The organism is Colwellia sp. MB02u-10, from assembly GCF_014077185.1.
Lineage (GTDB): Bacteria > Pseudomonadota > Gammaproteobacteria > Enterobacterales > Alteromonadaceae > Cognaticolwellia.
The window spans coordinates 1-25,459 of record NZ_JACGVK010000123.1 but is presented as its reverse complement, the minus strand read 5'-3'; the positions used below and the strand labels follow the sequence as shown (position 1 = coordinate 25,459).

Below are 25,459 nucleotides of genomic sequence, written 5' to 3'. Positions count from 1 at the left end.
TCAATGGCTTTTTTAGCTTTACTTAATTTAAAAATTATCTTAGAAAGATAATCCTAAAGTAACGTATACATGACGACCTTGAGTGTTATAAGTACGAGGGTCAGTATTATCGTTAAAACCAGTATCTGCATACGGTGGATCTTCATCAAATACGTTATTTAGACCAATAGATGCGGTCATGTTATCCATGAAGTAGCTAAAGCGAGCATCATTAATGATTTGCTTATCAATCGTACGGAATCCTTCACCGAACGTCTCTTTAACATCACCTATATAACGAACTGACCAAGCTGCAGACCAATCATCGCTTGTATAGCGAACATCAGCATTAGTTTTCCACTTAGGGAAGTTACCATCACCACTATTGCGGTAGAAGTAACCAGCATTTTCAATTACGGCGCCATTGGCTTGTGTAATATCATATGTATCATAGTAAGTTGTGTCTACGTTGAAAGTCATTGTGCCACCTTCAAGGTCTGTAGAGTAACGAACGTTAAAGTCGTAACCTGATGAATCAACACCACCAACGTTTGTTGTACGGTCATCAATGTCAATTGAGTTACCGTAAAGTGGGCTATCAACGCCGAAACGAGTGATTTTGTCACAATATTCGCCACTTTTTGCACAACTTGTAAGAATTAACTGTTCACCTAACGTGCTAATTGCACTCGTAATTTCGATATCCCAGTAATCTAACGTTAATGATAAACCTTCAGCAAAATCAGGGCTATATACAATACCAGCGGTAAAGATATCAGCTTCTTCAGGTTGAAGATCTTGATTACCACCACGCGTTGAAGATAATTGGTCACCAATTGGCACAAAACCAGCGGCAGGAACACCGTTAGCAATACAGAATGCTGTAGGGTTAGTAAAACATGGATCTACAACTTCTGGACTGTTGTCTGAAGAACCAGCGAACAAATCAGATGTAGAAGGAGCACGGAATGCTGTTGAAGATGTACCACGTACCATTAGACCATCGAATGGAACCCAACGAACACCAATTTTGTGGTTAGTAGTATCACCAAACGTATTGTAGTCAGAGTAACGAACCGCTAAATCAACTTCTAATACTTCAGCGCCAACAACACCACTTAATAGTGGAACATTTGTTTCAAGGAATACTTCGTCTACTTCGTAGCTACCTTCTGTTGATGTACGCGATGAACCCGACGTGATGCCTAAAGCAATAAGCGCATCAGGATAATCTGCACCTTTTTCTTCACGATGTTCAATACCAGCGGCAAAACCAACAATACCTGCTGGTAATTCAAATGCATCACCAAAAATACTTGCTGACATAATTTGCTGTTCATTAGAGCCAAGATCATGTGCTTCAAAAGTAATGTAATCTAACATTTCTTGAGAAACTTCACTGTCTGTACCTGGAACACCAAAAACATTCAAAGATACACAACCGGCAATTGGGGCATCTACCGTGCCACAAATTACACTTCCAGTATCATCTAAAAATGACGGACCTACAGCTAATGCTACTTTCTCAAAGTTTACACCACCTTGTGCGGAAGTTGCAGAGTCATTTGAACCAAAGATGTAGCTAGCCTCCCAGCCCCAGCCATTATCAAATTCGCCATCAATGCCAAACATTGCACGTACAGTTTCAATACGGTAGGTAGAATCACGACCACCAGTTTCAACCATACGTCGACGCCAATCAGCTATATCTTGACTTTCACCTGCACCATTTTTTGGACCTACAGTCTGGTTGTAGTAGTTATCGGCAGTGTAAGGAGCAGAATAACCAAAGAATGCTAATGGAGCTAAAGGTAATGGTGCTAATTTAATATCTGATGTACGACGGTTAAAGCTTAACTCCGTAAATACGCGAACACTATCATTGAGTTCATATGAACCCGATGCAAAAACACCGTAGCGCTCTGCAGGTGTTAAATGATAATTTGCTGGTGCGAAATTGTATAAATCGGTACTACCAAAGCAGTCATAACCGGCAGTACGGTGATCTGAAGGATCAGACTGACCTGGTCCATTGGCTGCACCATGAGTGAAATCTGTACAACCATCAGCGTCCTCATCAAAACCTCGGAAACGACCCCATGGTGTAGCCGAAGAGCCACCTGGTGTTAATGAACCGTCATCTTCCATACCGTAATCGAATTTAGACCAATCACGATCTCCAGACCATTGTGCGCCCTGCTGGACATAGTATGCGTTTACAACAGCATTACCTTTATCACCAGAAAAGCCAATAGTTAAATCGATATTCTTGGTTTCGCCATCTGACTCTTCAGTGCCGATATCGTAACCAGCATTAAATTCGAAACCTTCAAAGTCATCACGCGTAATAATGTTTACAACACCACCAATCGCATCCGAACCATAGATAGCTGACGCGCCATCTTTTAAAACTTCAACACGCTTAACAATCGCAGTAGGAATAGTACTTAAATCAACTGAACTGTCTGCACCAGTACCTGAAGCTACCATACGGCGACCGTTTAGAAGAACTAGAGTACGTTCAGAGCCTAAACCACGTAATGATACGCGAATAGCACCTGAACCACCGTTATTGATCGCTGTGTTAGTTCCCGCACCAGCTACCGATGGAATTTCTTGCAGGATATCACCCATATTAGAGATACCTGATGCAACAAGGTCTTGGCGAGTAATAACTTGGACAGGATTTGCACCTTCCATATCAGCACGCTTAATGCGAGAACCTGTTACTTCAATGCGCTCTACACTTTCAGCTGATTCATCTTCTGCTGAAAATGCAGGTGCTGAAATTGCTGCAGCTGCACCCGCACCAAACATCATGGCGACGCGTACTGCTTTAGCTATTTTGCTATTGTTATACATAAATACTCCCTGGACCACTTTCGTGATATTAGTGTTTAAATTCAAGGCTATTTTGCCTATTTTTGAATTATTCCTGGTCTTTTGGTCACAGACCTAATTTGCTCTTTTGGTTGTAAGCCTGATATGTCAATGTCAGCTAAGACATCAAACTTAATCATGTTACAAAAAAGTTAACAAGCACGAGCAATACTGTTGCAATTAAGTTACTAGGTCAATACAAATAGTTACGTTTATTGACTTTAGATTAGGAAAATAAGTGAAAACAGCAAAATACCTGCACAGTACTGACTAAAAAACAATAAAATGTCATCCCGAGTGAAACTTACACAAATAAACACTAATACATCACAACTAGCTAGCTCCACATTAAAATTAAACTATATAAAACAATGGATAAAGTTCAATAATAATAGGTAACGAAGAACTGAGTTAAAAAAATAAAATTTTTTGGACGATATAAAAGAATAACCAGTTAATTAAGATAAACTAATAATTACAATTACTTAATAAAAAACACACCTACTGTAAACAAAATGAAACGTTTATCTGTTTTTTATTGATGTTTATTTTATAACTGAGCCAAGTAATACTGAGGAACTATTGTATTACTCGTTATATTAGGTATGGATATTGGTATTAAAGGTTATAACCGAGCCTAAATTATTAGTACCGCAACTCATTAACTACATATTCAAAATATCTAAGTTAGATTTAATTAGTACACAGTAATTAAAAATTGAAAAATAAAGGGCAATCAAATCAAGCATTCTCTGTGGTATAGTTAGCATTAAATTTTATATGCAATAAACCCTATGATTATTGATCCCGTCCTAGACATGAGTTTATGGATAACCTTATGTAGTGTCGGCTTTGTTGCAGGGCTAATTGATGCCATCGCCGGCGGCGGCGGAATGCTAACGGTTCCAACATTACTAACGTCAGGCTTGCCACCACATGTGGCCTTGGGTACCAATAAGCTTGCTGCGTCTTTTGGTTCATTCACCGCATCATTTGCCTTCTATCGTAAAAGACTTTTTAGCCCTAAATATTGGCGATTTGCTATTATTGCTACCGCCATTGGTGCTGTTTTAGGCACCATAATGGTTAATTTTTTATCCGTCGAATTTTTAGATAAGTACATCCCAGTACTCATAGTGATGACCGCGATATATACCTTACTTTCAAGCTCAGTTACTAGTGACATACATGGTTTGCCGTTAAAAACCATGTCGATTAAGTTCAAGCAAGTTGTACAAGGCTTAATACTAGGATTTTATGATGGTTTTGCAGGCCCAGGTACAGGGGCATTTTGGGTAAGCTCGTCTAATGCGATATATAAGATCGATATTCTTTTAAGTTCTGGCTTAGCCCGCTCCACCAATTTTGTCAGTAACTTCTTTAGCTTATTAACCTTTATCTATCTTGGCCATGTTAACTTTGTCTTAGGCATTTCTATGGGAATATTTATGATGCTAGGTGCGTGGGTAGGCGCTCATTGGGCGATTAAATTTGGTAGTAAGTTTATCCGCCCAGTATTTATTACTGTGGTCATTTTAATGTCTGTTAACTTGGGCTACCAAGCTTGGCTGAGCTAAGAAAGGTTACTTATGCAAAGTGCAATTAATAAAATTCACGCCATTCTTGATCAACTTAACGAGCAAGCTCTGCAAGTTGATCAACAAAATAAGCATTCTAAATCGCATAAAATAATTCAAGAAAATGATATTTTTTCTGAAGCATTATTCCTCACCCATAGCGATCAGTTCCACCCTTATATTGTCGAAGTAAAAAATAAAACTAATGAATTGTCTCGATTACTATCAGCTAACAAGAATGCACTTGCACACAGCCGTTTACTGATACTAGAACAGCAAATATCGGCGTTACGTAACGCATTGAATTCAAATAGTGCGCTACATAAAGAGCCAACTCAAAGGCTAGTTGCCATAAAAGCCCGTCGTTATAAAAAAGCGGCTCAAGCGGTAATGCAATCGAGTCACAACTTACATAAAAAGCTCAATGAAACCTTCGAGTTTGAACGCCGATTAGTAGAAATGATCCAAGTGCGTGAACGACAAGGCCACAACACATCAGCGACACAAAAAAAGCAATTTACTGAGGAAATTCTTGCGCTACACCAGCGTCTTGGTCGGTGTCGTCAAGCCATATCTAAATTAGAACGTGAAATAGCCCAAGCTGAAAAATTTTAACTAATAGCTTACTGCCATTAACTTTTTTGATAAAAATTAGTCTAAAGACATAAAAAAGTTGGTGTTTTCATTGCGCTAGCATTACGCTTGAAAATATAGTCATTAAATGAAGCGGCGCCTACATGAAAATTTCTGATGATATTCACAACTACTATGAAAAATTAGTGGATCAGCACTTTGCTACGTTAAAATTAGAAGAAAGCTATGACGCTGAGTTTATAGCCGATTTAGTTTGCGTAGTGTTAAACCAATTACCCACCCGCTACATCCGTCATGAAGTTGATATGGCCTTTTATTTACCCGAATCTGAGCGTTTTGAAATGGAAAGTAATGTCAAAGTAGCGATAGCAAAAGCACTAGAATTTATGAAAGAACACACTCAGTCTGTTAATGAATAAATGATGAAACTCAACTAAATCGGGGCCAGATCTAAAAACTAAACAATTAAATCAACTTGGTAAAGCCTTTGAATATTCCAGAGCTTCCTAATAATCATGCCTTAGCTGTTTTATTGATAACCGTATTGGCATTGTATTTATTTCGTCGAGAAGATACTCCCTTAGAAACCTCCTCACTTGCTGTGATAGCAATTTTAAGTGTGATGTTTGCTGTGTTTCCATTTTATAGCGATGGCAAACACTTTGAGCCAAGCTCTTTGTTCTTTGGTTTTGGCCATGAGGCTTTGATTACCGTGTGTTCCTTGATGATTATTGGTCATGGCATTGTGCGCACCGGGGCCCTGGAGCCTATTGGCCGATACCTGGCTAAGTTATGGAAAATAAGTCCCGCACTATCTTTATTGATCACACTTATTTTAGCGGGCGGGTTAAGTGCCTTTATTAACAATACCCCTGTGGTAGTTTTATTACTGCCTATTTTGATCAGCGTGTCGTTACGCACTAAAACAGACTCATCACCCATGTTGTTACCTATGGGGTTAGCCACCTTAGTCGGCGGAATGGCAACAACGATAGGCACCTCGACAAACCTTCTGGTGGTTAGTATTGCAAAAAATATGGGCGCAGCTGAATTTGGGCTATTTGACTTTGCTAAGCCGGCACTGATGGCTTCAGTCGTTGCTGTACTCTACTTATGGCTAATTGCGCCAAGACTTTTACCCCGTAGAGCACCATCAATGCCTGATACGTCGCCACGTATATTTAGTGCTTACCTCAATATAAACGAAAACAGTCTTGTTAACGAAAAAACCATCACCGAAATAATTGCCTTAACTGATGGCCAAATAAAAATAGAGAGTATCCAGCGAGGGCCCGAAAATCGAAATATTATCCCTTTACCCGATACTTTGCTTGTTGTTGGTGACCGGTTAAAGGTTCATGACTACCCCGATCGGCTAAAAGAATATGAAACCGTATTAGGAGCCACTTTATTTTCTGGCTTGCATAAAGTTGACGACGAGCATCCATTAAAAGCTGAAAAGCAAACATTGGCTGAAATTGTCATCATCGCAGGCTCTGGTCTTGAAGGTCGCACCTTACAACAGGCCAATTTCATTCGTAAACATGCCATAACGGTAGTGGCATTGCACAGAGCAGGTAAAGCCATGGAAATTGGTGCTAATGGCATAGGAAACAGTCGCTTGCAGATTGGCGATGTATTACTTGTGCAAGGAGAAACCGAGCAAATAAGTTTATTAAAATCCCAACCCGGTCTGTTAATAATCGATGGGGCAGAATCGTTGCCACAAACAAAAAAAGCGCCATTGGCTTTAGGCACATTACTCGCCGTGGTTGTTTCGTCGGCACTGGGTATTTTACCCATTGAAATTAGTTCAGTATGTGGGGTGCTGATACTGTTAGTGACTAAATGCTTAGATTGGCAAGAAGCTGCATCTGCGCTTAGTACCCAAGTTATTTTAATTGTTGCTGCATCTTTAGCTTTAGGCTCTGCCATGATGATAACCGGAGGCGCAGAATATATAGCCCAGGTTTTTGTTGCCTTATCTTTTGGTTTACCGCCAGGAGGAGTTTTAGCCGCGTTAATGTTGTTATTAGCCATATTAACGAATATTGTTTCTAACAATGCTGCAGCCGTTATTGGTACACCTATTGCTATTTCCGTGGCTAGCCAATTAAACCTTTCACCTGAGCCATTTATCTTAGCGGTGTTATTCGGTGCTAACTTGAGCTATGCCACACCTATGGCTTATAAAACTAACTTATTGGTGATGAATGCCGGTGGCTATAAATTTTCTGACTTTATGCGTATTGGTATTCCCTTGATTCTACTGATGTGGGTAACACTCTCTCTGCTATTAAATTGGTTATATTTATAAACTTGGTGATGGTAAGGGTTAAGTATAAGATTACCTCAGGTTGCCATTTGATTAATATTTTGCCTCACAAGGTAACTTTATCGCCCTATTTACCTTTACCTAGAACACCACTAAGTGTGGCTAAAATTTATTCTGGTTAGCTGGAAAAATATAAAAGCCATCTCCTTATACACTGAGCGCCCAGTGCCTTTCAAAGAGATTAATAACGATTGTCATCACAACTATAGTGAAACTAAAGATAAATAATTGATAAGAGGTTTAGTGACTAACATGTTAGCTAAAAGTGATCGGCATCGATATTATTCAGTGATGGGGCTCAGTGGTGATGTAGAAAAATTATCACTGGCTGTGTTTGAAATATAAGTCAACCTTGCTATTTTATTCTTTACAAGAACGTATAACGCTGATGTTGTTAACGGTATAGACTCATCGATAAACTAACGGTTTGAGCTATTTTTTTTCGCTAAAACGTAATCATGTAAATACTTTTTTCTGTTTTCACTCATGTTTTCACTCATATAGTGGTGGCTTAACTTTTATAACTTTAACTACTACTATCGTTACCTAGTGATATCATTATTCGCTAAATTAAGGCATAACTTTCATAAAACGTTTAAATTTATCCTGGGCTCTGACCACCCAATGAGGAGTCCCTTCCCCTATCCCTGCCACTTGAATATTTGGATGCATCTTCATCACTGAAGCTATTGCCATTTCTTGTTCAGGGTCGACATCAACAAACAAAATATGCTTACCTTCATGCAATATTTCCTTAAACTGTACAAAATTGATATTAGGTGTTTGAATGCCGATAAGGCCACCCTCCCAAGTACAAAAACCAAGTATAATAATAGACAAGAAAATAAAGGGTATCCAACCCACAGTAGATTCTGTCCAGCCCATAGTATATGAAACCAAGAGAGTGATAATAGCGCCAATAACGCCATAAATAGCACCAATTTTTGTTGAATGGACAACATCTTGTTTCAATACAGACTCTACTGCATGTAAATCATGGGTTTCTACCTCAGTATCATTTTCACTCAGCACATGAATTTGTGAATCAGTAAAACCTTGTGACTTGAGCTCTTTTTCAACTTCTTCAACTTCGTCAATGTCTGCTGTAACGTAAAAGTGTCTGATCATAATCTGTTCCACCTAAAATAGGATGTATAAAGTTGCTATTTACAGCTAGCGTATAACTAATAATAAACAGGCTAAACCCCACAACTGAGCCTACTACGTGTTGAAGTATAGCAGCGATTTTTAAAAGAGCTTTTGGCAGTGAAGCTATCATCACAGATAAATTTTGGCTTAATTTTGATGAGTAATACAGTGCTTAACGAGATGATAGTATGTTGTGTTGGTGCGGATGGTGCGGATAGAGAAAAATATATAATCGCTGATAACTAATTGAAGCTGCTTTATCTAAGCTATGCTTAATAATGTACAAACAGAGTTATTTCGATAAAAAATACTATTACAAGATTACAAATGAGGGGATTTGGGTGACTTCGTTGTGGCACCAATTGCAGCAGCTACGCTTTTCTGGTGTAAGTCATTGATAAAAAACAGTGGTGGCAACCCTAATAGCCACACTCCGGCACATGAGTCGTCTGCTGCGGTTGCTTCCTTCCGGACCTGGCCGAGTTCACAGAGTATCATTGCGGAGGGACCAAAAGGGTCGCCATAGAAGCGTTAAAAATAATTTCCTCTAACGCGCCGCGAATTATGGCTAATCAATGGCTTGGTTGCAAGCGCTAGTTACTAAATTCAGACTGCTTGCAGATTTTTTGCACAAAAATAAGTAAAAACTTGCTTAAATTCGATTAACGCTTGATTTATATCGCCCGTTATAACTACTGCAGGATGAAATCGCACTTCCTTTTTAATAAAATCAAAACTTAAGAGTACCACCAGCACATTCGCTTGCTTGGCGATATGCAAAAATCCAGCTCTCCACTCGCAAATTTTACCAAGAGTTCCTTTCGATGCAATCGCTAAAATAAACTGCTTATTATCTTTAAACTTTATTTAAATATTTGACCAAAAACACCATGGTTATGGTTACATTTAACACCAATGCTACCAAGGACTGTCAATAACGACTTTATTGGCCAACGAAAAATACTGCCCTTAGCGAGAAATCACAGCTTAATATTTAGTGAAAGCATAACCTCGATGCCAACACCCCCAATATAAAGTCTGAGGGGTCGCCGCAATAATAAACTTTTCATGTTGTGGCAACGCTGCAGTAATTTTCCAACCACAGCGCACCATTGCTCGACTGGCGAATCATCTTACAAGAGCATAATTGCGGGTTGCTATACACGCGGTAACCTTGGTTTGATTCATTTAATACTTAACCAGTACTTAACGCGATCTTGCTAGCTTTTCGTTAATTTCTAACAACACTGACTTGATCACAAGTAAGTTTTCTTTACCTAGTCTTAGCAATAGCTTTTCTGCGTCATCTAAAGACTCTAGCGACGGATCTTTATATTTATACATAACGCTAAGGCGCTCTAACTCAGGCTGGGTTTTAGGGATTTCCATATCTAAAACCTTGGTTATAGCATTGTGTAATACTTCGGTAAAATCTTGTTCAGGGTAACCTAACTCACCATAAGCTTGATCAATTAACGGTTTTAGTTCAACGTACCATTTAACTAGCGTTTCACTGTCCATTGAGCGTAAAAGGTCAACGTAGTTGCTAAAACGACGAGTGCTACTTTCATCCCACTGCAATTTAATGCCGTTGTTTGTGGGCTCTTCTAGCGCAGTAAATTTTTCACTCGGTGTAATTAATGGTGTGTGCTCATAAGCTAAGGTACCTTGGCTGAAATTATCAGTAAATACCACAAACCGGCGGATTATATCTTCTGTAACGACCATTTTCAGTAATTCTTTACGCCAAGTTAACGTCGGTAATTTAGTACTAAACCAAGTGTCACTTTCGTCTAATGTTGGTAATAAAATTTCAGGCTCAAGCTCAACAATCTCTTCTTCAACCTGCTCTGTCGTAATTTCTGGTTCAATTAACTCAGGTGTAATTTCAGGTTCAAGCACGGGTGTTTGAACGGGTGCAACGGCAGTGGTAGCGACGGTATCACTACTGTTATCTTCATCTGCAATCACGTAGAAATAGATAACCAAGGCAATAACAGTAGCAATAATTACTGCAATAATGGCCCAAGGCGTTTGTTTTTGTTCAGTATTTTTAGTTGACATAGTAACCTTAACTTTATGTAATACCCATTGTATTAATGAATTGGTTTAAGTAATGGCATAATGAATAATAAATTTTCATATGTAAATTTTCAAAAACATTGCACGTTACTGTGCATCCGCCTGGTTCTCAGGTAAAGCAGCAATAAAGGCCGCATGTTGATTACAATTTTCAGCCACCCGACAAATATTTGGAAATTCACTCATATCAAGGTTAAATCGATAGGCGTTGTATACCTGAGGCACTAAGCAAATATCAGCCATAGTAATGTTATCGCCAAAACAATATTTTCCTGAGTTTACTTTTAACTGCTGTTCAACAGCCAAAAAACCTACATTCATCCAATGATGACTCCAAATAAGTTTATCACTTTCTGGTAGTGAAAAATGATTAACTAGGTATTGTTGTACACGTAAATTATTAACTGGATGCATTTCACAGGCAACATCAAGCGCAAGCGCCTTTACTTTTGCTTTAGCCACAATGTTTTCAGGATAAATAGCCACCGACGGATATTTATCATCTAGGTACTCAACAATGGCAATCGACTGATGCAAAATTACATCTTCATCAATCAAGGTGGGCACTAAACGTGTTGAGTTTAATTCAGTGTAAGCTTTTTTATGCTGCTCACCACCATCTTTAACTAAATGCACGGGAACTGATTCAAACACCAGCCCCTTTAAGTGCATAGCAATTCTTACTCTATACGCAGCGGATGAGCGCCAATAACCATATAATTTCATATCTAATACTCAAATAACTTTTGCAGTAAAACCAATATTGGTCAGTTCACGTTAAATTTTAACTGTTTTTTTATTGATATCGTAGTCACGTAATTTGTTGGCAATAGCCGTGTGACTCAGTCCTAATTTTTTGGCTAATTGTCGCGTACTTGGATAAGCAGGATAAAGTTTTCGCAGTAAATCTGCTTCAAAATTTTTCACTGCCGCATCCAAAGTACCTTCAAAATCTTGCTCAAGATAACCATGCTCCCGCGTATACGCAGGTAAATGCAAGTGCGAGGTTGTAATGATATTGCCGTCAATTAAGGATACAGCTCGAATCAGCACATTCTCTAGTTGTCTAACATTACCAGGCCAAGGGTAGTGTTCAATAAACTCAAGACATTCTTTATCGAAAGAAACATGGGTCTTGCCAACACGTTGACCAAATTTAGCAACAAAAAGTTCCGCTAAAGGCACAATATCTGAACGTCGCTCACGCAACGATGGAATATTAAGCCCCAACACATTTAAACGATAATATAAGTCTTCTCTAAACTCTCCAAGCGAAACCATATTAAGTAAGTCGCGATTGGTTGAACCAATAATACGGACATTAACTTTGATTTCTTTTTCGTCATCAATGCGCCTAAAAGTGCCATCTTGAATGACCCGTAGCACTTTAGTTTGTAATTTGGCTGACATCTCGCCTACTTCATCGAAAAATATAGTGCCACCGTCCGCTGATTCGAATATACCTTTTTTACTTTTTGCTTCTCCAGCAGCGCCAGAGCCAAATAATTCTGTTTCTGCAGCATCGTCAGGTAATGCTGCACAACTTAAGGTCATAAAAGGCTTATCCTTGCGATCACTGGCCGCGTGACAAGCGCGAGCTAATAACTCCTTACCTGATCCTGTTTCACCCACAATCAACATAGAAGAGTCGAGCAAAGCCATTCGCTTTGCTTCGCGTATCAATTTACGCATTGAACTGCTGTTAGACTGGATGCCATTAAAATCATTTTCATTGGCTTTTTTAAAGGCACTAATTTGTTGGCCTAATCTCGCTTCTGATTTTAATATCAGTACTGCACCCGCAAGTACTTGCCTGCCATCACCTTCAGCAATGTGAATAGGGATAATATCGGCGACAAAGTCATCTTCTTGAAATTTAACACGGCGAGTTTGGGCCAGCACTTCTGCACTGCCAAACCAGCGGGTAAAATTAAAACCTTTTAGCCATTGTCCAATATACTCACCAATAATATGCTCAAGCGAGCTACACATTATTTGCGCAGCAATATTATTAACCACACGAATTTGGCCATTATTATCAATCGAGATAAAAGGGTCTGGAAAGGTTTTAACTAAGGTTTCAAATTCATTTCTTTCACGCTCAGACGGCATATAAGGTGTTGTTTTAACATCAATAACGCCATCTATTAATCGCAATTGCGGCATGAAACTTTGCAGCTCTGAAAACTCTAAATCAGGGATATTAATAAAAATTTTCCCTGGTTGTTTTAACTCGATACCACGTAGGTCGATCCCACGTTCAACAAATATTGCTAATACACTTTGCGCAATACCAACTCGGTCCTTGCAACCAATTTCTAAACGCATTTAATAACCTCAAGCAAACAACAAAATCCAATTCCACCATTGTAAACTATTTTTTACAATAAAAAAAAGCCCCCTTTATAGGAGGCTTAGTATTATTGTGTCGTATGAGATTAAAGAAGCTGATCGGTTTTGGCCGCACAAATAAAGTCATTCTTATGCAGCCCTTTAATAGCATGGGTCCACCAGGTAACTTTTACTTTACCCCACTCTAATAAAATGGCTGGATGGTGAAATTCTTTTTCTGCTAATTCAGACACTTTATTTGCAAAAGCCCATGCTAGTTTATAGTTTTTAAATTTATAAACACGTTCTAGCATCATAATACCGTTATTCACTTCAGGTACCCAATCAGGTATTTGAGCCAATAAACTTGCTAATTCGTCATCGCTAACCTTTGGTGCATCTACCTGGCATGCTTCACATTGTTGATTTGATAATTCGCCGATCATAAAAATTCCTTAACTTACTTTTGAAGTTGTTTTTAATTCAAATTTAGCTGGATGTAGACCTATTTTTTTCGCTTGTTCTACCAACACCATAATATCTTCTACGCTTAATTTTCGTACCTCATCGAGATCACTAACTTTGGTGAGCATAAAATAAACCGGTTGCAAAATATCAATGCGATATTGTGTCCGTAAAACATCTAAAACATCGAGTGGTTTTCTTTCAACATTTTTATCATGTAATGCGTATTCTGTTTCAGTTGGAGAAGACAAAATACCACCACCATATACACGTAGACCTTTAGGGGTATCAAGTAAGCCAAACTCTACGGTAAACCAATAAAGCCGAGCTAAAAACACACGGTCTTCCTTCGAAGCATTTAAACCCATCATGCCATAAGCTTGAGTATAATTAGCAAACGACGGATTAGTCAGTAAGGCACAGTGACCGTATATTTCATGAAATATATCGGGCTCTTCTAAATAGTCAAACTCTTCTTCGGAGCGAATGAAGGTCGCAACAGGAAATTTCTTTTCTGACAGTAAGCGGAAAAACTCACCAAAACCAATCAGTGCTGGCACAGGTTCACAGCTCCAACCCGTTTCTGCCCTTAATACCTGACTAACTTCTTCTAGTTGAGGAATACGATCAAGTGGCAGATTTAACTTACTTAAGCCGGCGATAAATTCATCACATGCAGTATTTTGTACTGTTGAAAGTTGTCGCGTAATTAACGCTTGCCAAATTTTATTTTCTGCTGCTGACCATGCAATGTGACCATGTTCATCTGCAACCTTAGAAACATACTTACTCGCCTTCGCCATTCGTTTAACCTTATTGAGTGAATATCAATTTTATTATTAATTTTGTTGTTAATTTAATTTTGATATTTAAAACTACTTTAGTTGCCATAATCATAAGACAACACCAATAGAAAAAGCACGACTTTCAAAGTGGCTATTTTTTCACCAGAACAATAAGGCTGTAAAAATTATTTTACATCTAAATATACAGTTAAAAAATTTATGTTTACTTTCAGTGACTTGCTAGCTCCTCTTCACCAATGATTGCACTTGGCTGACAATCTGTTGACGAATATGCCCAAGCTTTGGCGCATCATCGGTAAAAGGAATAGGCCGACATAAATGCATGGCTTTGAGCCCCAATCGGGCGGTTAACATACCTGCACCTAGACCTTGTGCCATACGCGCTGATAATTTTCCTAACAGCTCTGCGCCTAACAGATCTGCACCTAAATCAGCCACTAATTCACTTGCGCCGGCATAAGCCATGTTAATAATCACTTGTTTAATGAGTTTAACTCGGCTCCAGTAACTTAGTTTTAAACCATATAAAGCGGCTATTTTATTAACCAAACGTAAATTTCGCCATAACATCAGTAACATATCAATAATGGCGATCGGACTTAGGGCCACTAAAACAACTGACTCTGAAGAAAATTTTGCAATTTCTTTCAATGCTTTTTGATCCACTTGAGATAAAACGTTGCGAGCATATAACTGCATTATTTCAACATCGTTGTACTCTTCAAGGTTTAACTGCTGCCATGAACTGTGATCAAATTCAGCTAAGTCAACCGGTAAACGCTGAGATATTTTATTACAAAGGCTGGTGGCATCAACTTGGCCTTCTTCATTGATAATATCTTGTGCTTGTTGTTTAAGATTTTGCTGATATTTAAACTGCCTAAGCCCAGCAAATTCGCGCCACACACTACGGCCGCAAATAAGTGATAAACCAGCCAGTAAGATAGCGTACAAACTGGCGATTATCGGCGATTGACTGAAGCCATTAACAAAAAACTGTACCGCTTCAACCGCCACTAAAGTAACAAAAACCACCCCTAGTGTACGCCAAAGCCAGCTTGGTTTTTTGCTGGTAATAACGCTATTATCGTCAACCGTTTCTACTTGCTCATCACAAACCCAATCCTGCTCATTAACAATAATTTGCTGGGTGTTTTCTGTTGTTGGTTTGTCGGAAACATCAACATCAAATAATATTTGTTGTTGATGTTTTTCTTTCTTTTCGGTCATGTTAATTTATCTCCAAGCAAAAACTGCAACATTTGATCCATACGAAGATGCGGTAAACATTCGTCACTACTAGCCGGTTCAATCGGCGAAAAAGCAATATAGTTAAAGGCTTGCTTTTGCCAATAATCAAGCGTTGGAATACTCGCCGGCACCGCACCAGGAAATAAGGTCATCATTTGGCCATTACTTAATTGACGACCTTTAATCACCGGAATATTTTGGCCTTGATACAGGCTTTTGCCTACTTTGGTTGCTTTAACCGAGGCAATAGCGATTGTTTTCATTTTAATGGCATCAAAACTCAGCGCTTGCTTAGTTTGAAAAACCAGCTTATTGAGCAAGGAAACTAAATTGCCGTGCTGTTCAGGTGTGACATGGTCGGCCTTAGTGGCGGCAAAAAGTAATCGATCAATTTTTGGCGAAAATAAACGCGACAGTAAACTCGATTGCCCATATTGAAAGCTTTCCATGATCATTGCCATGGCATGTTGTAAATCTGCAAAACTTTCTGGGCCTTTATTTAATGGCGTTAAACAGTCAGCAAGCACAATTTGTCGATCAAAATTAATAAAATGCTCTTGATAAAAACGCCGCACTACACGCTCTTTATATTCAATAAATCGTGCGCGCAACATGCCGATATAACAGTCGTCTTTAGCATTTTGATAGTCATTACTGTCGATATCGTCAAATCCACTATAAGGAAAAAACTGCAGTATTGGCGCATCTTCTAACTCACCGGGTAGGATAAAACGTCCCGGTTGAATAACAGACAAGCCAAGTTGATGACGAAAGAGTAACAGTAAGTCGGTATATTCTTGTGATAGTTGCGCTAAAACGGCTTCGTCAACACTGGCAAAGGCATCAAACTCAGCCAATTTATCGAGAAAGCCCTGTGCATGTTCACTTCTGGGTGCCTGCTTAAGGAGTTCCATTGTCTGTTTCGACCATTGCTCAAATGTTAACGACAACATAGGTAAGTCAAGCAGCCACTCGCCTGGATAGTCGGTAATATCAATATAGAGCGTTGCCGACTCCGTAGCATACTTTAATAACGAGTCTTTAGGTTGATAACGCACGGCTAAGCGTAACTCGCTAATACCGTTAGTCGGTTTTGGCCATTTTGGCGGCGACTGACACAAAGCTGATAGCGCCCCGTCATATTCAAATCTTGAAATATGAAGATGCTTTTGTGGCACCCGTTTAGCGGCAATGTAACGACCTTGATGGACCACATTAAAAAAACTGAGCTGCGAATTATTACCTTCGTTGAGTAACTGATTCACTAAAGAGGTAATAAAAGCAGTTTTACCACTGCGGCTGAGCCCGGTTACAGCCAGTGTAATATGTTGGTCGATAGAACGATTAACGATATCGCTGGCTTTTTGTTTTAACTTGTTTAACTGAGCTTTATTAATAAATGCCATACTTAAATGCTATCTTTTTATTTTCAATACGTTGAAGGGAGAATACTTGTCTTAACAATACTATTATTGCCGTAGATATTAGCGGCTTTTACATTGAGATAACAGTGCTACAACGGCTTTATCATTAAGTTACCACTATAAAAAAAGCGGCCTAGCCGCTTTTTTTATAGTTGATTAATCTCTCGTGACACCGTAAATTCTGGTGAGGTGACATAGCGTTCAATCACTTGTAGTTCCAGCTCTAATGTCTTGAACTTGCGCCTAATGTCCTGAAATGCTTGTTTAGGCGGCTCACCTGCTTGCCAAATTCGCGATTTCACTTTAATCGACTCATGGGTGATGTCTTCATCAAACCCTTGTTGTTCTGACGCTTGCTGCTTAGACTGCTGCTGACCAGCCTGACCATGGCCAAAATGACCTCTTTGAGCGTTACGGCTAACATGGCCTACATTGGCAGGTTTTTTATCTAATATAAACCAAGCGGCAATATAAATAACAATAAACCAACCCATACCTAACAACACACCAGAAACCACGAGTATACGAACCAACCAGGATTCCCAGCCAAAGTAATCGGCAATGCCTGCACAAACACCGGCTACCTTTCCTTGGCTAGTATTTCGATATAACTCACCTCGTGATTTGCCGGTCATCATTTGTTTCTCCACTCGGGTGTTTCAACATCTAAAATAGCTTCTAAGGTTTTTATTCTGTCAGCCATTTTATCGGCGAGTTCAGACAACTCAGTCAGTTGAATATACTCTTCTTCACTGAAACCCTGGCTAATTTGGCGTTTACTACGATAATGCAATATCAACCAAATAGGCGCCACGACGACCATGAATATAATTACTGGGGCGATGATAATCTCCTCCACGATTTTCTCCTTTAATTGCACCTAATTAAGGCATATATTCTTAATCTATGATTATTTATTTTTAGTCTCTGATTTCATTTTAGCTTTTAATTGCGCTAATTCATCATCAACTTTTTCATCTGAAGCCAACTCTGAAATTTCATCAGCCAATGACTTGCTGCCCATATCATAAGATTCGACTTGTGCCTCTATACCATCAATTTTACGCTCGTAGCGGTCAAAGCGGCTGAGCGCGTCATTAACCTTATCGCTGTCAATATTCTGTTTCACTTTCAGGCGTGAATTCGCTGTTTTTTCGCGCATAATAATCGCTTTTTGGCGCGACTTAGCATCGGCTAATTTGTCTTGCAACTGTGAGATTTCACTTTGCAATTTAGCAATATGGCTATCTACGCGACTTAACTCTTCACGCAAGGTACCGGCGCTTTCAACACATTTTTTCTTTTCCATTAATGCTGCACGCGCTAAATCTTCGCGATCTTTACTTAATGCTAGCTCAGCTTTTTCTTGCCATTGTGATGCATCCGCTTCAAAGCGACTAGCTTGGCGTGCTAGTTCTTTTTTATCTGCTAAGGTTTTTGCTGATGAAGAGCGCACTTCAACTAACGTGTCTTCCATTTCCTGTATGATTAAGCGCACCATTTTTGCAGGGTCTTCTGCTTTGTCTAATAAGTTGTTAATATTAGAATTAATGATATCTGTAAACCTTGAAAAAATACCCATATTTACTTCCTCGTTCGAAAAGTGACTTAATTGTCTTAGGTTTTACTATTCACGTTCTACGCCAAGTTTTTATAACACTATAATATATTGATTAATAATGCTTTATTATTATTTAAAAAAAGGCTTTTCTCTAAGCCGTTAATAAAATACACTATTTGTTAGTGAAAAAAACCAATTATTAGGTCAGTTCATGACACGTTTTAAACAACAAGATAATCTCATTGGCCAATCTAACAATTTTTTAGAGGTGCTTGAGCAAATTTCACAGATAGCACCGTTAAGTAAGCCTGTGCTGATCATCGGTGAACGCGGCACAGGTAAAGAGCTAGTTGCGGCCCGTTTACATTATCTATCTAAACGATGGGATCAAAATTATCTCAAACTTAATTGTGCGGCGTTGAATGAAAATTTATTAGAAAGTGAATTATTTGGTTATGACAGTGGTGCCTTTACTGGTGCTAGTAAGCGTCATGAAGGTCGTTTTGAACGCGCAGATAATGGCACTTTGTTTTTAGACGAAATCGCCAATACTACTGGCTTAATTCAGGAAAAATTATTACGTGTTGTAGAATATGGCGAATTTGAACGTGTTGGCGGCTCAAGAACCATTAAAACTAATGCTAGATTAATCGCAGCAACTAACGAAGACTTACCGTCAATGGCCGCAGCAGGCGAATTTCGTGCCGACTTGCTTGATAGGTTGGCCTTTGACGTGATCACCCTGCCGCCTTTACGCGAACGTTTAGACGATATATTGGTATTAGCTGAACACTTTGCTATTAACATGGCGCGCGAACTTGAATTTGAGCTTTTTAGTGGTTTTACCGCAAAAGCAAAACGTGCCTTACTTGAATATCATTGGCCGGGTAATATTCGAGAATTAAAGAATGTAGTAGAACGCAGTGTTTATCGCTGTAATAATCCACACTTACCTGTACATGAATTAGTCATAGATCCATTTGAGTCGCCTTATCGCCCTTCTAAACGTATGAAAACTCAAGATCGCATCATAGCGACACCTGTTGCACAACCCAATGAAACAACGACAACTCCGGTTAAAGTAGAAGAAAAAATTCAACCAAGCACGCAAGCGTTACAATTCCCGCTGTCATTAAAAGATTTATCACAAAACTATGAAGTCGACTTGATCAAGTCGGCATTGGCACATTGCCAATATAGTCAAAAGAAAACCGCTGACGCCTTAGAATTAACCTATCATCAGTTAAGAGGCTATTTAAAAAAATATAATCTACTCGATTCAAGTAGTGCAGACGAAGAATAAAGATTAGCTATGGCTTACTCTAAACTTACATACTATTGCCGCTTTGCACTATTGATATTGGTGTTGTCAGGCTGTGATTCAAACGAAGCACTTTCGTTAAGTAAAAAAAGTATTATCTATTGTAGTGAAGGTCCTCCTGAAAGCTTCAACCCCCAAACGGTGTCCTCTGGTACGACAATAGATGCCACGTCACATCAGTTATATAACCGTTTGATTGAGTTTAGCCCTATTGATAATGCGATTATACCTGCTATTGCTAAATCTTGGCATGTGACACGTGACGGAAAAATGATAACTTTTTATCTTCGCAAAGATATTCAATTTCATCAAACTAGCTATTTTATGCCAACAAGGGCGCTTAATGCTGACGATGTGCTGTTTAGTTTCAATCGTATGTTGGATATCAACCATGAATATCACCCGATATCAGGTGGCAAATATCCATTTTTTCAGAATGCTCAATTAACCAGTTTGATTGATAACATAGAAAAAATTAATGACCACACCATTCGCTTTCAACTTGCACATGCTGACAGTTCATTTCTTGCTAACATTGGTGGTGATTCAGCCGTTATTTTATCAAAACAATACGCCGACAAATTAGTCGAACTTAACGCTATGCAAGAAATAGATATGCTCCCCATTGGTACGGGGCCCTTTAAGTTTAAACAGTATAGTTCAGGGGCTTTTATTCGTTATGAACCTCATTCAAATTATTGGCGAGGTAAGTCAGAACTTAAACAGCTCGTTTTTGATATAACTCCTAGAGATACTGCTCGCTTAACTAAGTTATTAGCCGGTGAATGTGACGTAATTGCCTACCCTATTGCACATGAAAAAATTAAACAACACCCCAATCTCATTTTAGAATCAGTGATATCTTTCAATGTCGGTTATTTTGGCTTTAATACCCGTAAACCACCCTTTGACAATCCTTTAGTACGCAAAGCTTTATCCTACGCTATTAATAAGCAAGCAATTCTAGAGGCGGTTTATACTGGCCAAGCAGAAGTTGCTAACGGCATTATTCCAAACTCTTCTTGGGCTTATGATGCAAGGATAACAAGCCAAGACTATTCAATAACTACTGCACAAGAATTATTAACGCAAGCGGGTTATAGTAATGGCTTTTCTATGGATTTATGGGCAATGCCTGTGCAGAGATCCTACAACCCAGATGCTATTACGATGGCAAAACTTATTCAGGCTGATTTACAAAAAATAGGGGTAGAGGTTAATATAGTGTCAGGTTATGAATGGTCAACTTTTTTACGAAAGGTTTCTGAAGGTGAACATCAAAGTGTGCTATTGGGTTGGTCAGCTGACAACCCTGATCCCGATAACTTTTTTTCGTCATTACTCAGCTGCTCTTCTGCCAATAATGGCAGCAATCGCACCTTTTGGTGTAATAAAAAATTCGATCAGCTGATCCAAAAAGCGCTAAAAACAAATAACATTAATAAACGAAAGGCCTATTATTCAAAGGCGTTAAAATTGATCAATGAAGAAGTACCTTTAATTCCCATTGCTCATTCAAAAAGGTATCAAGCACGGCATAATAGTGTAAAAGGTACTGTGTTGCGCGCAATCGGTGGAGTTGATTTTAACGGGGTTACAAAAAACTAATATGCTAATTTTTACTCTGCGTCGTTTTAGTTTATTCTTTTTTACCTTGTTGTTATTAACAATGTTGTCATTTAGTTTGAGTTTTTTATTTCCTGGTGAGCAACTCATTAACCTAACTGGCCAAATAAGTGCTTCACCAGAGCAGCTAGCGATTTTAGCTGATGAATATCAACAGCAATCGGGTTTACTGGGCCAATATGTCAGTTATTTGAAACACCTATTTCAAGGCGACATGGGTTATTCAATGACCAGCCACCTACCGATTTCAACCGAAGTACTTAACCGTTTACCTGCAACGGTCGAGTTGGCCAGCGTTGCTTTGTTAGTGGCAATGTTTGTTGGTATTCCCGTTGGCTTTTGTGCTGCGATTTACCACCGAAAAGCGGCTGACAATTTAATATTGACCATTGCAATGATTGGCTACTCAATCCCAGTTTTCTGGTTAGGCATACTCGCTATATTGGTGTTTTCTATCCAATTAGGTTGGTTTCCTTCTTCTGGACAAATCAGTCTTTTGTTCGAAATTAAACATATTACCGGTTTACAGTTAATTGATATTTTACTCAGCGACAGTCCGTATAAATGGCAAGCTTTTCAAGATGCCACTCGACACCTTATATTACCAGTGATTGTCGTAGCATTAGCACCCGCCACCATCTTTATGCGCTTAGCACGCTCAGCCATGCTCGAAGTTTTAGACACTCATTACATTAAAGCGGCAAAAGCAAAAGGTTTAACCTTTAGTCAAATTATTTATCGTCATGCTATGCGTAATGCTATTATTAAAGTTATCAGAGATATAGGGTTACAATTTGCTAATTTAATTACTATAGCCATGGTGACAGAGGTTATTTTTAGTTGGCCAGGTATCGGCAGTTGGTTAATCGAAAGTATATATCAGCGTGACTATACGGCTATTCAAGGCGGGCTTATTGTGCTTTCAAGCTTTATATTCATTGTTCATATTATTATAGATTTAGTCTACGCAGCGCTTAACCCTTTAGCTCGGGAGCCTCGTCATGGCACGTGATAAAATATACTTAGAAGAAGAGTTCCCAACCCCACTGGTGCAATTGTGGCATAATTTTAAACAACCTCCTGTTGTTATGATTGGGTTTTGCTGTTTTTTATTTTTAATTGCGCTGGCAGTATTAGCCAATATCATTACGCCGTATTCCTCGGTGGAAAACCATTTAGACCACTTATTATTACCCCCGGCATGGAGTGATGATGGCGATGTCAGCTTTTTGCTTGGTACGGACAACCTAGGTAGAGATATGTTGTCGCGTTTAATTCAAGGTACCTCATTAACTTTTGGCTTAAGTATTATTGTGGTTATTGCCTCTTTAGCCGTTGGTGTGGTTATTGGTTCACTATCAGCCTTAACAACGGGTATCAAATCTAGCTTTCTTAACCATTTTCTCGATGTTATTTTATCCATTCCTTCCTTACTTTTAGCGATTATCATTGTTGCCATACTCGGTCCTGGTTTAGAGAACACCTTGTGGGCCATCATTATGGTGTTAATACCGCAATTTGTGCATGTAACCCGCAATGCCGTTAAGGAAGAGTTTGCCAAAGACTACGTACTGGCATCACGTCTTGATGGCGCTAGTTCGATTAGGATTTTACGTTATTCTATTTTTCCCAATATTATCGAAAAATTAATTAGCCAAGCAACACTTGCTCAATCAGCTGCTATTCTCGACATTGCAGCACTAGGTTTTCTTGGTTTAGGTGCACCGATTCCTATGCCAGAATGGGGAGCCATGCTAGCTAATGGCATTGAGTTATTTTACATTGCTCCTTGGACCGTTTATCTACCCGGCTTAGCTATTTTATTTTCGGTTATCGCGACAAACTTGGTCGGTGAAGGCATGCGTCATGCCCTAAAAGTGCGCAAGGAAAACTAATGAACTTAATTGATATTCGCAACCTTTCCATAAAACTGCAGACTTCAACAAAGCCAATATTTGCTGTCGACCGAGTAAACCTGACCATGAAAGAAGGTGAGGTTCGTGGTTTAGTCGGTGAATCTGGCTCTGGAAAATCGCTATTAGCACAAGCGATTGTCGGCGTGTTAGATGAGAAGTGGGAAGTTGATGCCGACCGTTTTCATTGGCGCGGCAACGACTTAATGCGGCTATCTGCTGAAGAAAGAAAAGCAATTATATCAAAAGACGTCGCCATGATTTTTCAAGAACCTATGGCATGTTTAGATCCAACCACCACCATTGGCGAACAATTAGAAGAAGCGGTAGATGTTGAGCAACTAACTGGCTATTTTTGGCAAAAAAGACAACAGCGAAAACTCGCTGCTATTAACTTGTTGCATAAAGTTGGTATCAAGCAGCATGAAGTCTGTGTGAAGAGCTTTCCTCATCAACTAACCGATGCATTATGCCAACGAGTAATGATCGCAATGGCCTTAGCACGTCGTCCTATGCTTCTTATTGCTGATGAGCCTACTGCAGCAATGGAAAGTACCAATCAAGGCCAGATATTTCGTTTGTTAGCGAGCCTGAATCAGCTAAAAAATATGTCAATATTATTAATAAGTCATGATTTAGAAAATGTTACCCATTGGACCAACACTATTACCGTGATGTATAGTGGCCAATTTGTTGAGGCAGGTACCACAGAGCAAATTTTTAACCAACCTTATCATCCCTACACCCGTGCCTTGGTCGACAGTAGCCCAAAAGCTAACCGAATGATCCCAAATAAATCTCGACTAATGACATTGCCTGGTAGTATTCCTACTTTGCAACATTTACCAATAGGCTGCCGATTAGGCCCAAGGTGCCCGCGAGCACAGCAAAAATGTGTACACGCGCCAAAAATTAAAAATTTTCATAGCCATCAAGTCAGTTGTCATTTTCCACTGAAGGATAACTATTCGTGAGTGATGTTTTATTACAAGTCAGTAACCTGAGTAAAACCTATAAAGATAAAAATTATTGGTTTAATCGTAAATGCGTCACGGCACTTGAGCCTTTATCTTTTGATATTATGGCGCATAAAACGCTCGCTATTGTAGGCGAAACAGGCTCTGGAAAGTCTACGGTTGCGAAACTACTAGTTGGCGCTGAATTGCCAAGCACTGGTCACATTCGTTTAAATGGCCAAAGCTTAGAACCTGGTAACTTTAAGCAACGTTGCCAACATGTGAGAATGATTTTTCAAGACTCAGGCACCACCTTAAATCCTAGTCTGACGATAGAACAATTATTAGATGAACCACTGCAACTCAACACCAACCTAAATGAAACTGAGCGCCATCAGTTGATCCGAGAAACCTTGCAAAAAGTTGGTTTATTAGCTGAACATATGAGCTTTTACCCTCATATGTTTTCAGGGGGTCAAAAGCAACGTATTTCATTAGCACGTGCGATCATATTAAAACCACAAGTGATCATTCTCGACGAGGCTTTAGCATCACTCGACCCATCTTTACGCTCACAAATGATCAACCTACTGCTCGATTTACAGCAACAAATGGGGCTGGCATTTATCTTAATCTCTCATAACCTTGGCATTGTCAGACACTTTAGTGATGAGATGATGGTACTAAGCAAAGGTGAAGTGTTAGAGTTTGGTAAAACTGCTGATATTTTGCAAAAACCTAAACACAAGTACACTAAAAGGTTAATAATGAGCCAACGTTTTCAACTGCTACATCGTTAGCTATAATTGCCAATTACTTGGTCTTAATAATTATAAGTAAGGCAAATAAGTTATCTGTTATAGCAAACTGATCACTTTATTTTTTTAAATGAACTACCTACACCTACCTAATAAACCACTTCTTTTTGCACAATTACATAACTTAGTTATAGAATAATCAACCGGATTATTGTTCAGCATTTATGCTACCTGATGTTATACCAGTGTCATTAAATTATTACCCACTTTTGTGGATTAACCAATAAAACTTAAACCCTAAGAAGCAAAAAACCAGCCTATTGGCTTAATGCCGATCATTTAAGCTAAAACAGATCGGTTGAACGATCATCTAGACCCTGTATAAAGGCTTCTAAGTTTACTTAGAAGCCTTTATTTTTATGCAAGTATCACAAGCCCTAGACATTATTAA

Annotated in this window: 22 protein-coding genes and 1 other RNA gene; 10 read left to right on the top strand and 13 right to left on the bottom strand. The window is 39.0% G+C overall.

From position 1 onward, the window contains the following. Positions 1-39: 39 nt before the first annotated feature. Positions 40-2,841, bottom strand: a complete 2,802-nt coding sequence (locus tag H4J59_RS12075) for a TonB-dependent receptor (protein WP_182239709.1) — start codon at positions 2,839-2,841, stop codon at positions 40-42. Positions 2,842-3,656: 815 nt separating this feature from the next. Between H4J59_RS12075 and H4J59_RS12070 the strand changes: the two genes are divergently transcribed. The 4 genes from H4J59_RS12070 to H4J59_RS12055 all read left to right on the top strand — a co-directional run bounded on the left by H4J59_RS12070 (position 3,657) and on the right by H4J59_RS12055 (position 7,347). Then, positions 3,657-4,436 (top strand): TSUP family transporter, encoded by a 780-nt coding sequence (locus H4J59_RS12070; RefSeq protein WP_182239808.1) that lies wholly within the window; start codon positions 3,657-3,659, stop codon positions 4,434-4,436. Between the two features lie 12 nt (positions 4,437-4,448). Then, positions 4,449-5,051 (top strand): primosomal replication protein PriC, encoded by a 603-nt coding sequence (gene priC, locus H4J59_RS12065; RefSeq protein WP_182239708.1) that lies wholly within the window; start codon positions 4,449-4,451, stop codon positions 5,049-5,051. A gap of 122 nt (positions 5,052-5,173) precedes the next feature. Next, entirely contained in the window at positions 5,174-5,449 is a 276-nt protein-coding gene (locus H4J59_RS12060) for a late competence development ComFB family protein (RefSeq protein WP_182239706.1), read from the top strand. Positions 5,450-5,517: 68 nt separating this feature from the next. Continuing rightward, entirely contained in the window at positions 5,518-7,347 is a 1,830-nt protein-coding gene (locus H4J59_RS12055; protein WP_182239704.1) for an SLC13 family permease, read from the top strand. A gap of 588 nt (positions 7,348-7,935) precedes the next feature. Here H4J59_RS12055 and H4J59_RS12050 read toward each other — a convergent pair. The 12 genes from H4J59_RS12050 to pspA all read right to left on the bottom strand — a co-directional run bounded on the left by H4J59_RS12050 (position 7,936) and on the right by pspA (position 18,455). Then, on the bottom strand, positions 7,936-8,493 hold the full coding sequence (locus tag H4J59_RS12050; protein ID WP_182239702.1) for an NAD/FAD-utilizing enzyme: 558 nt from the start codon (positions 8,491-8,493) through the stop codon (positions 7,936-7,938). Between the two features lie 438 nt (positions 8,494-8,931). Further along, positions 8,932-9,028, bottom strand: an RNA gene (gene ffs / locus H4J59_RS12045) — signal recognition particle sRNA small type. 692 nt (positions 9,029-9,720) lie between these two features. Continuing rightward, a complete protein-coding gene (locus H4J59_RS12040; protein WP_182239701.1) occupies positions 9,721-10,578 on the bottom strand; it encodes a DUF3014 domain-containing protein in 858 nt (285 codons plus the stop codon). 105 nt (positions 10,579-10,683) lie between these two features. Next, the gene (maiA, locus tag H4J59_RS12035) at positions 10,684-11,322 is read right to left on the bottom strand and encodes a maleylacetoacetate isomerase (protein WP_182239699.1); all 639 of its coding nucleotides are present in this window, start codon (positions 11,320-11,322) and stop codon (positions 10,684-10,686) included. A 51-nt stretch (positions 11,323-11,373) separates the two neighbouring features. Further along, positions 11,374-12,924 (bottom strand): transcriptional regulator TyrR, encoded by a 1,551-nt coding sequence (tyrR, locus tag H4J59_RS12030; protein ID WP_182239697.1) that lies wholly within the window; start codon positions 12,922-12,924, stop codon positions 11,374-11,376. 110 nt (positions 12,925-13,034) lie between these two features. After that, entirely contained in the window at positions 13,035-13,370 is a 336-nt protein-coding gene (locus H4J59_RS12025; RefSeq protein ID WP_182190445.1) for a 4a-hydroxytetrahydrobiopterin dehydratase, read from the bottom strand. 12 nt (positions 13,371-13,382) lie between these two features. After that, positions 13,383-14,195 (bottom strand): phenylalanine 4-monooxygenase, encoded by an 813-nt coding sequence (phhA, locus tag H4J59_RS12020; RefSeq protein WP_182239696.1) that lies wholly within the window; start codon positions 14,193-14,195, stop codon positions 13,383-13,385. Between the two features lie 222 nt (positions 14,196-14,417). After that, a complete protein-coding gene (locus H4J59_RS12015; RefSeq protein ID WP_182239694.1) occupies positions 14,418-15,428 on the bottom strand; it encodes a YcjF family protein in 1,011 nt (336 codons plus the stop codon). After that, on the bottom strand, positions 15,425-16,855 hold the full coding sequence (locus H4J59_RS12010; protein ID WP_182239692.1) for a YcjX family protein: 1,431 nt from the start codon (positions 16,853-16,855) through the stop codon (positions 15,425-15,427). The genes H4J59_RS12015 and H4J59_RS12010 overlap by 4 nt, the downstream gene beginning before the upstream one ends. A 164-nt stretch (positions 16,856-17,019) precedes the next feature. Further along, positions 17,020-17,511 (bottom strand): envelope stress response membrane protein PspC, encoded by a 492-nt coding sequence (pspC, locus tag H4J59_RS12005; RefSeq protein ID WP_182239690.1) that lies wholly within the window; start codon positions 17,509-17,511, stop codon positions 17,020-17,022. Beyond that, complete coding sequence (pspB, locus tag H4J59_RS12000) at positions 17,508-17,732, bottom strand: envelope stress response membrane protein PspB (RefSeq protein ID WP_404842451.1); 225 nt, start codon at positions 17,730-17,732, stop codon at positions 17,508-17,510. The genes pspC and pspB overlap by 4 nt, the downstream gene beginning before the upstream one ends. A gap of 51 nt (positions 17,733-17,783) precedes the next feature. Continuing rightward, entirely contained in the window at positions 17,784-18,455 is a 672-nt protein-coding gene (gene pspA / locus H4J59_RS11995) for a phage shock protein PspA (protein WP_182239688.1), read from the bottom strand. A 190-nt stretch (positions 18,456-18,645) separates the two neighbouring features. Here pspA and pspF point away from each other — a divergent pair, with 190 nt between their 5' ends. The 6 genes from pspF to H4J59_RS11965 are packed head-to-tail and all read left to right on the top strand — an operon-like array spanning position 18,646 to position 25,050. Beyond that, positions 18,646-19,737: a phage shock protein operon transcriptional activator gene (pspF, locus tag H4J59_RS11990; protein WP_182239686.1), complete on the top strand. Its 1,092-nt coding sequence runs from the start codon at positions 18,646-18,648 to the stop codon at positions 19,735-19,737. A 9-nt stretch (positions 19,738-19,746) separates the two neighbouring features. Continuing rightward, complete coding sequence (locus H4J59_RS11985) at positions 19,747-21,363, top strand: ABC transporter substrate-binding protein (protein ID WP_182239684.1); 1,617 nt, start codon at positions 19,747-19,749, stop codon at positions 21,361-21,363. Position 21,364: 1 nt separating this feature from the next. After that, complete coding sequence (locus H4J59_RS11980; protein ID WP_182136983.1) at positions 21,365-22,393, top strand: ABC transporter permease subunit; 1,029 nt, start codon at positions 21,365-21,367, stop codon at positions 22,391-22,393. After that, positions 22,383-23,276: an ABC transporter permease subunit gene (locus tag H4J59_RS11975; protein ID WP_182185010.1), complete on the top strand. Its 894-nt coding sequence runs from the start codon at positions 22,383-22,385 to the stop codon at positions 23,274-23,276. The genes H4J59_RS11980 and H4J59_RS11975 overlap by 11 nt, the downstream gene beginning before the upstream one ends. Beyond that, complete coding sequence (locus H4J59_RS11970) at positions 23,276-24,268, top strand: oligopeptide/dipeptide ABC transporter ATP-binding protein (RefSeq protein ID WP_182239682.1); 993 nt, start codon at positions 23,276-23,278, stop codon at positions 24,266-24,268. The genes H4J59_RS11975 and H4J59_RS11970 overlap by 1 nt, the downstream gene beginning before the upstream one ends. Beyond that, positions 24,265-25,050 (top strand): ATP-binding cassette domain-containing protein, encoded by a 786-nt coding sequence (locus H4J59_RS11965; protein WP_182136986.1) that lies wholly within the window; start codon positions 24,265-24,267, stop codon positions 25,048-25,050. Before H4J59_RS11970 ends, H4J59_RS11965 begins: the two co-directional genes overlap by 4 nt. Positions 25,051-25,459: the final 409 nt, after the last annotated feature.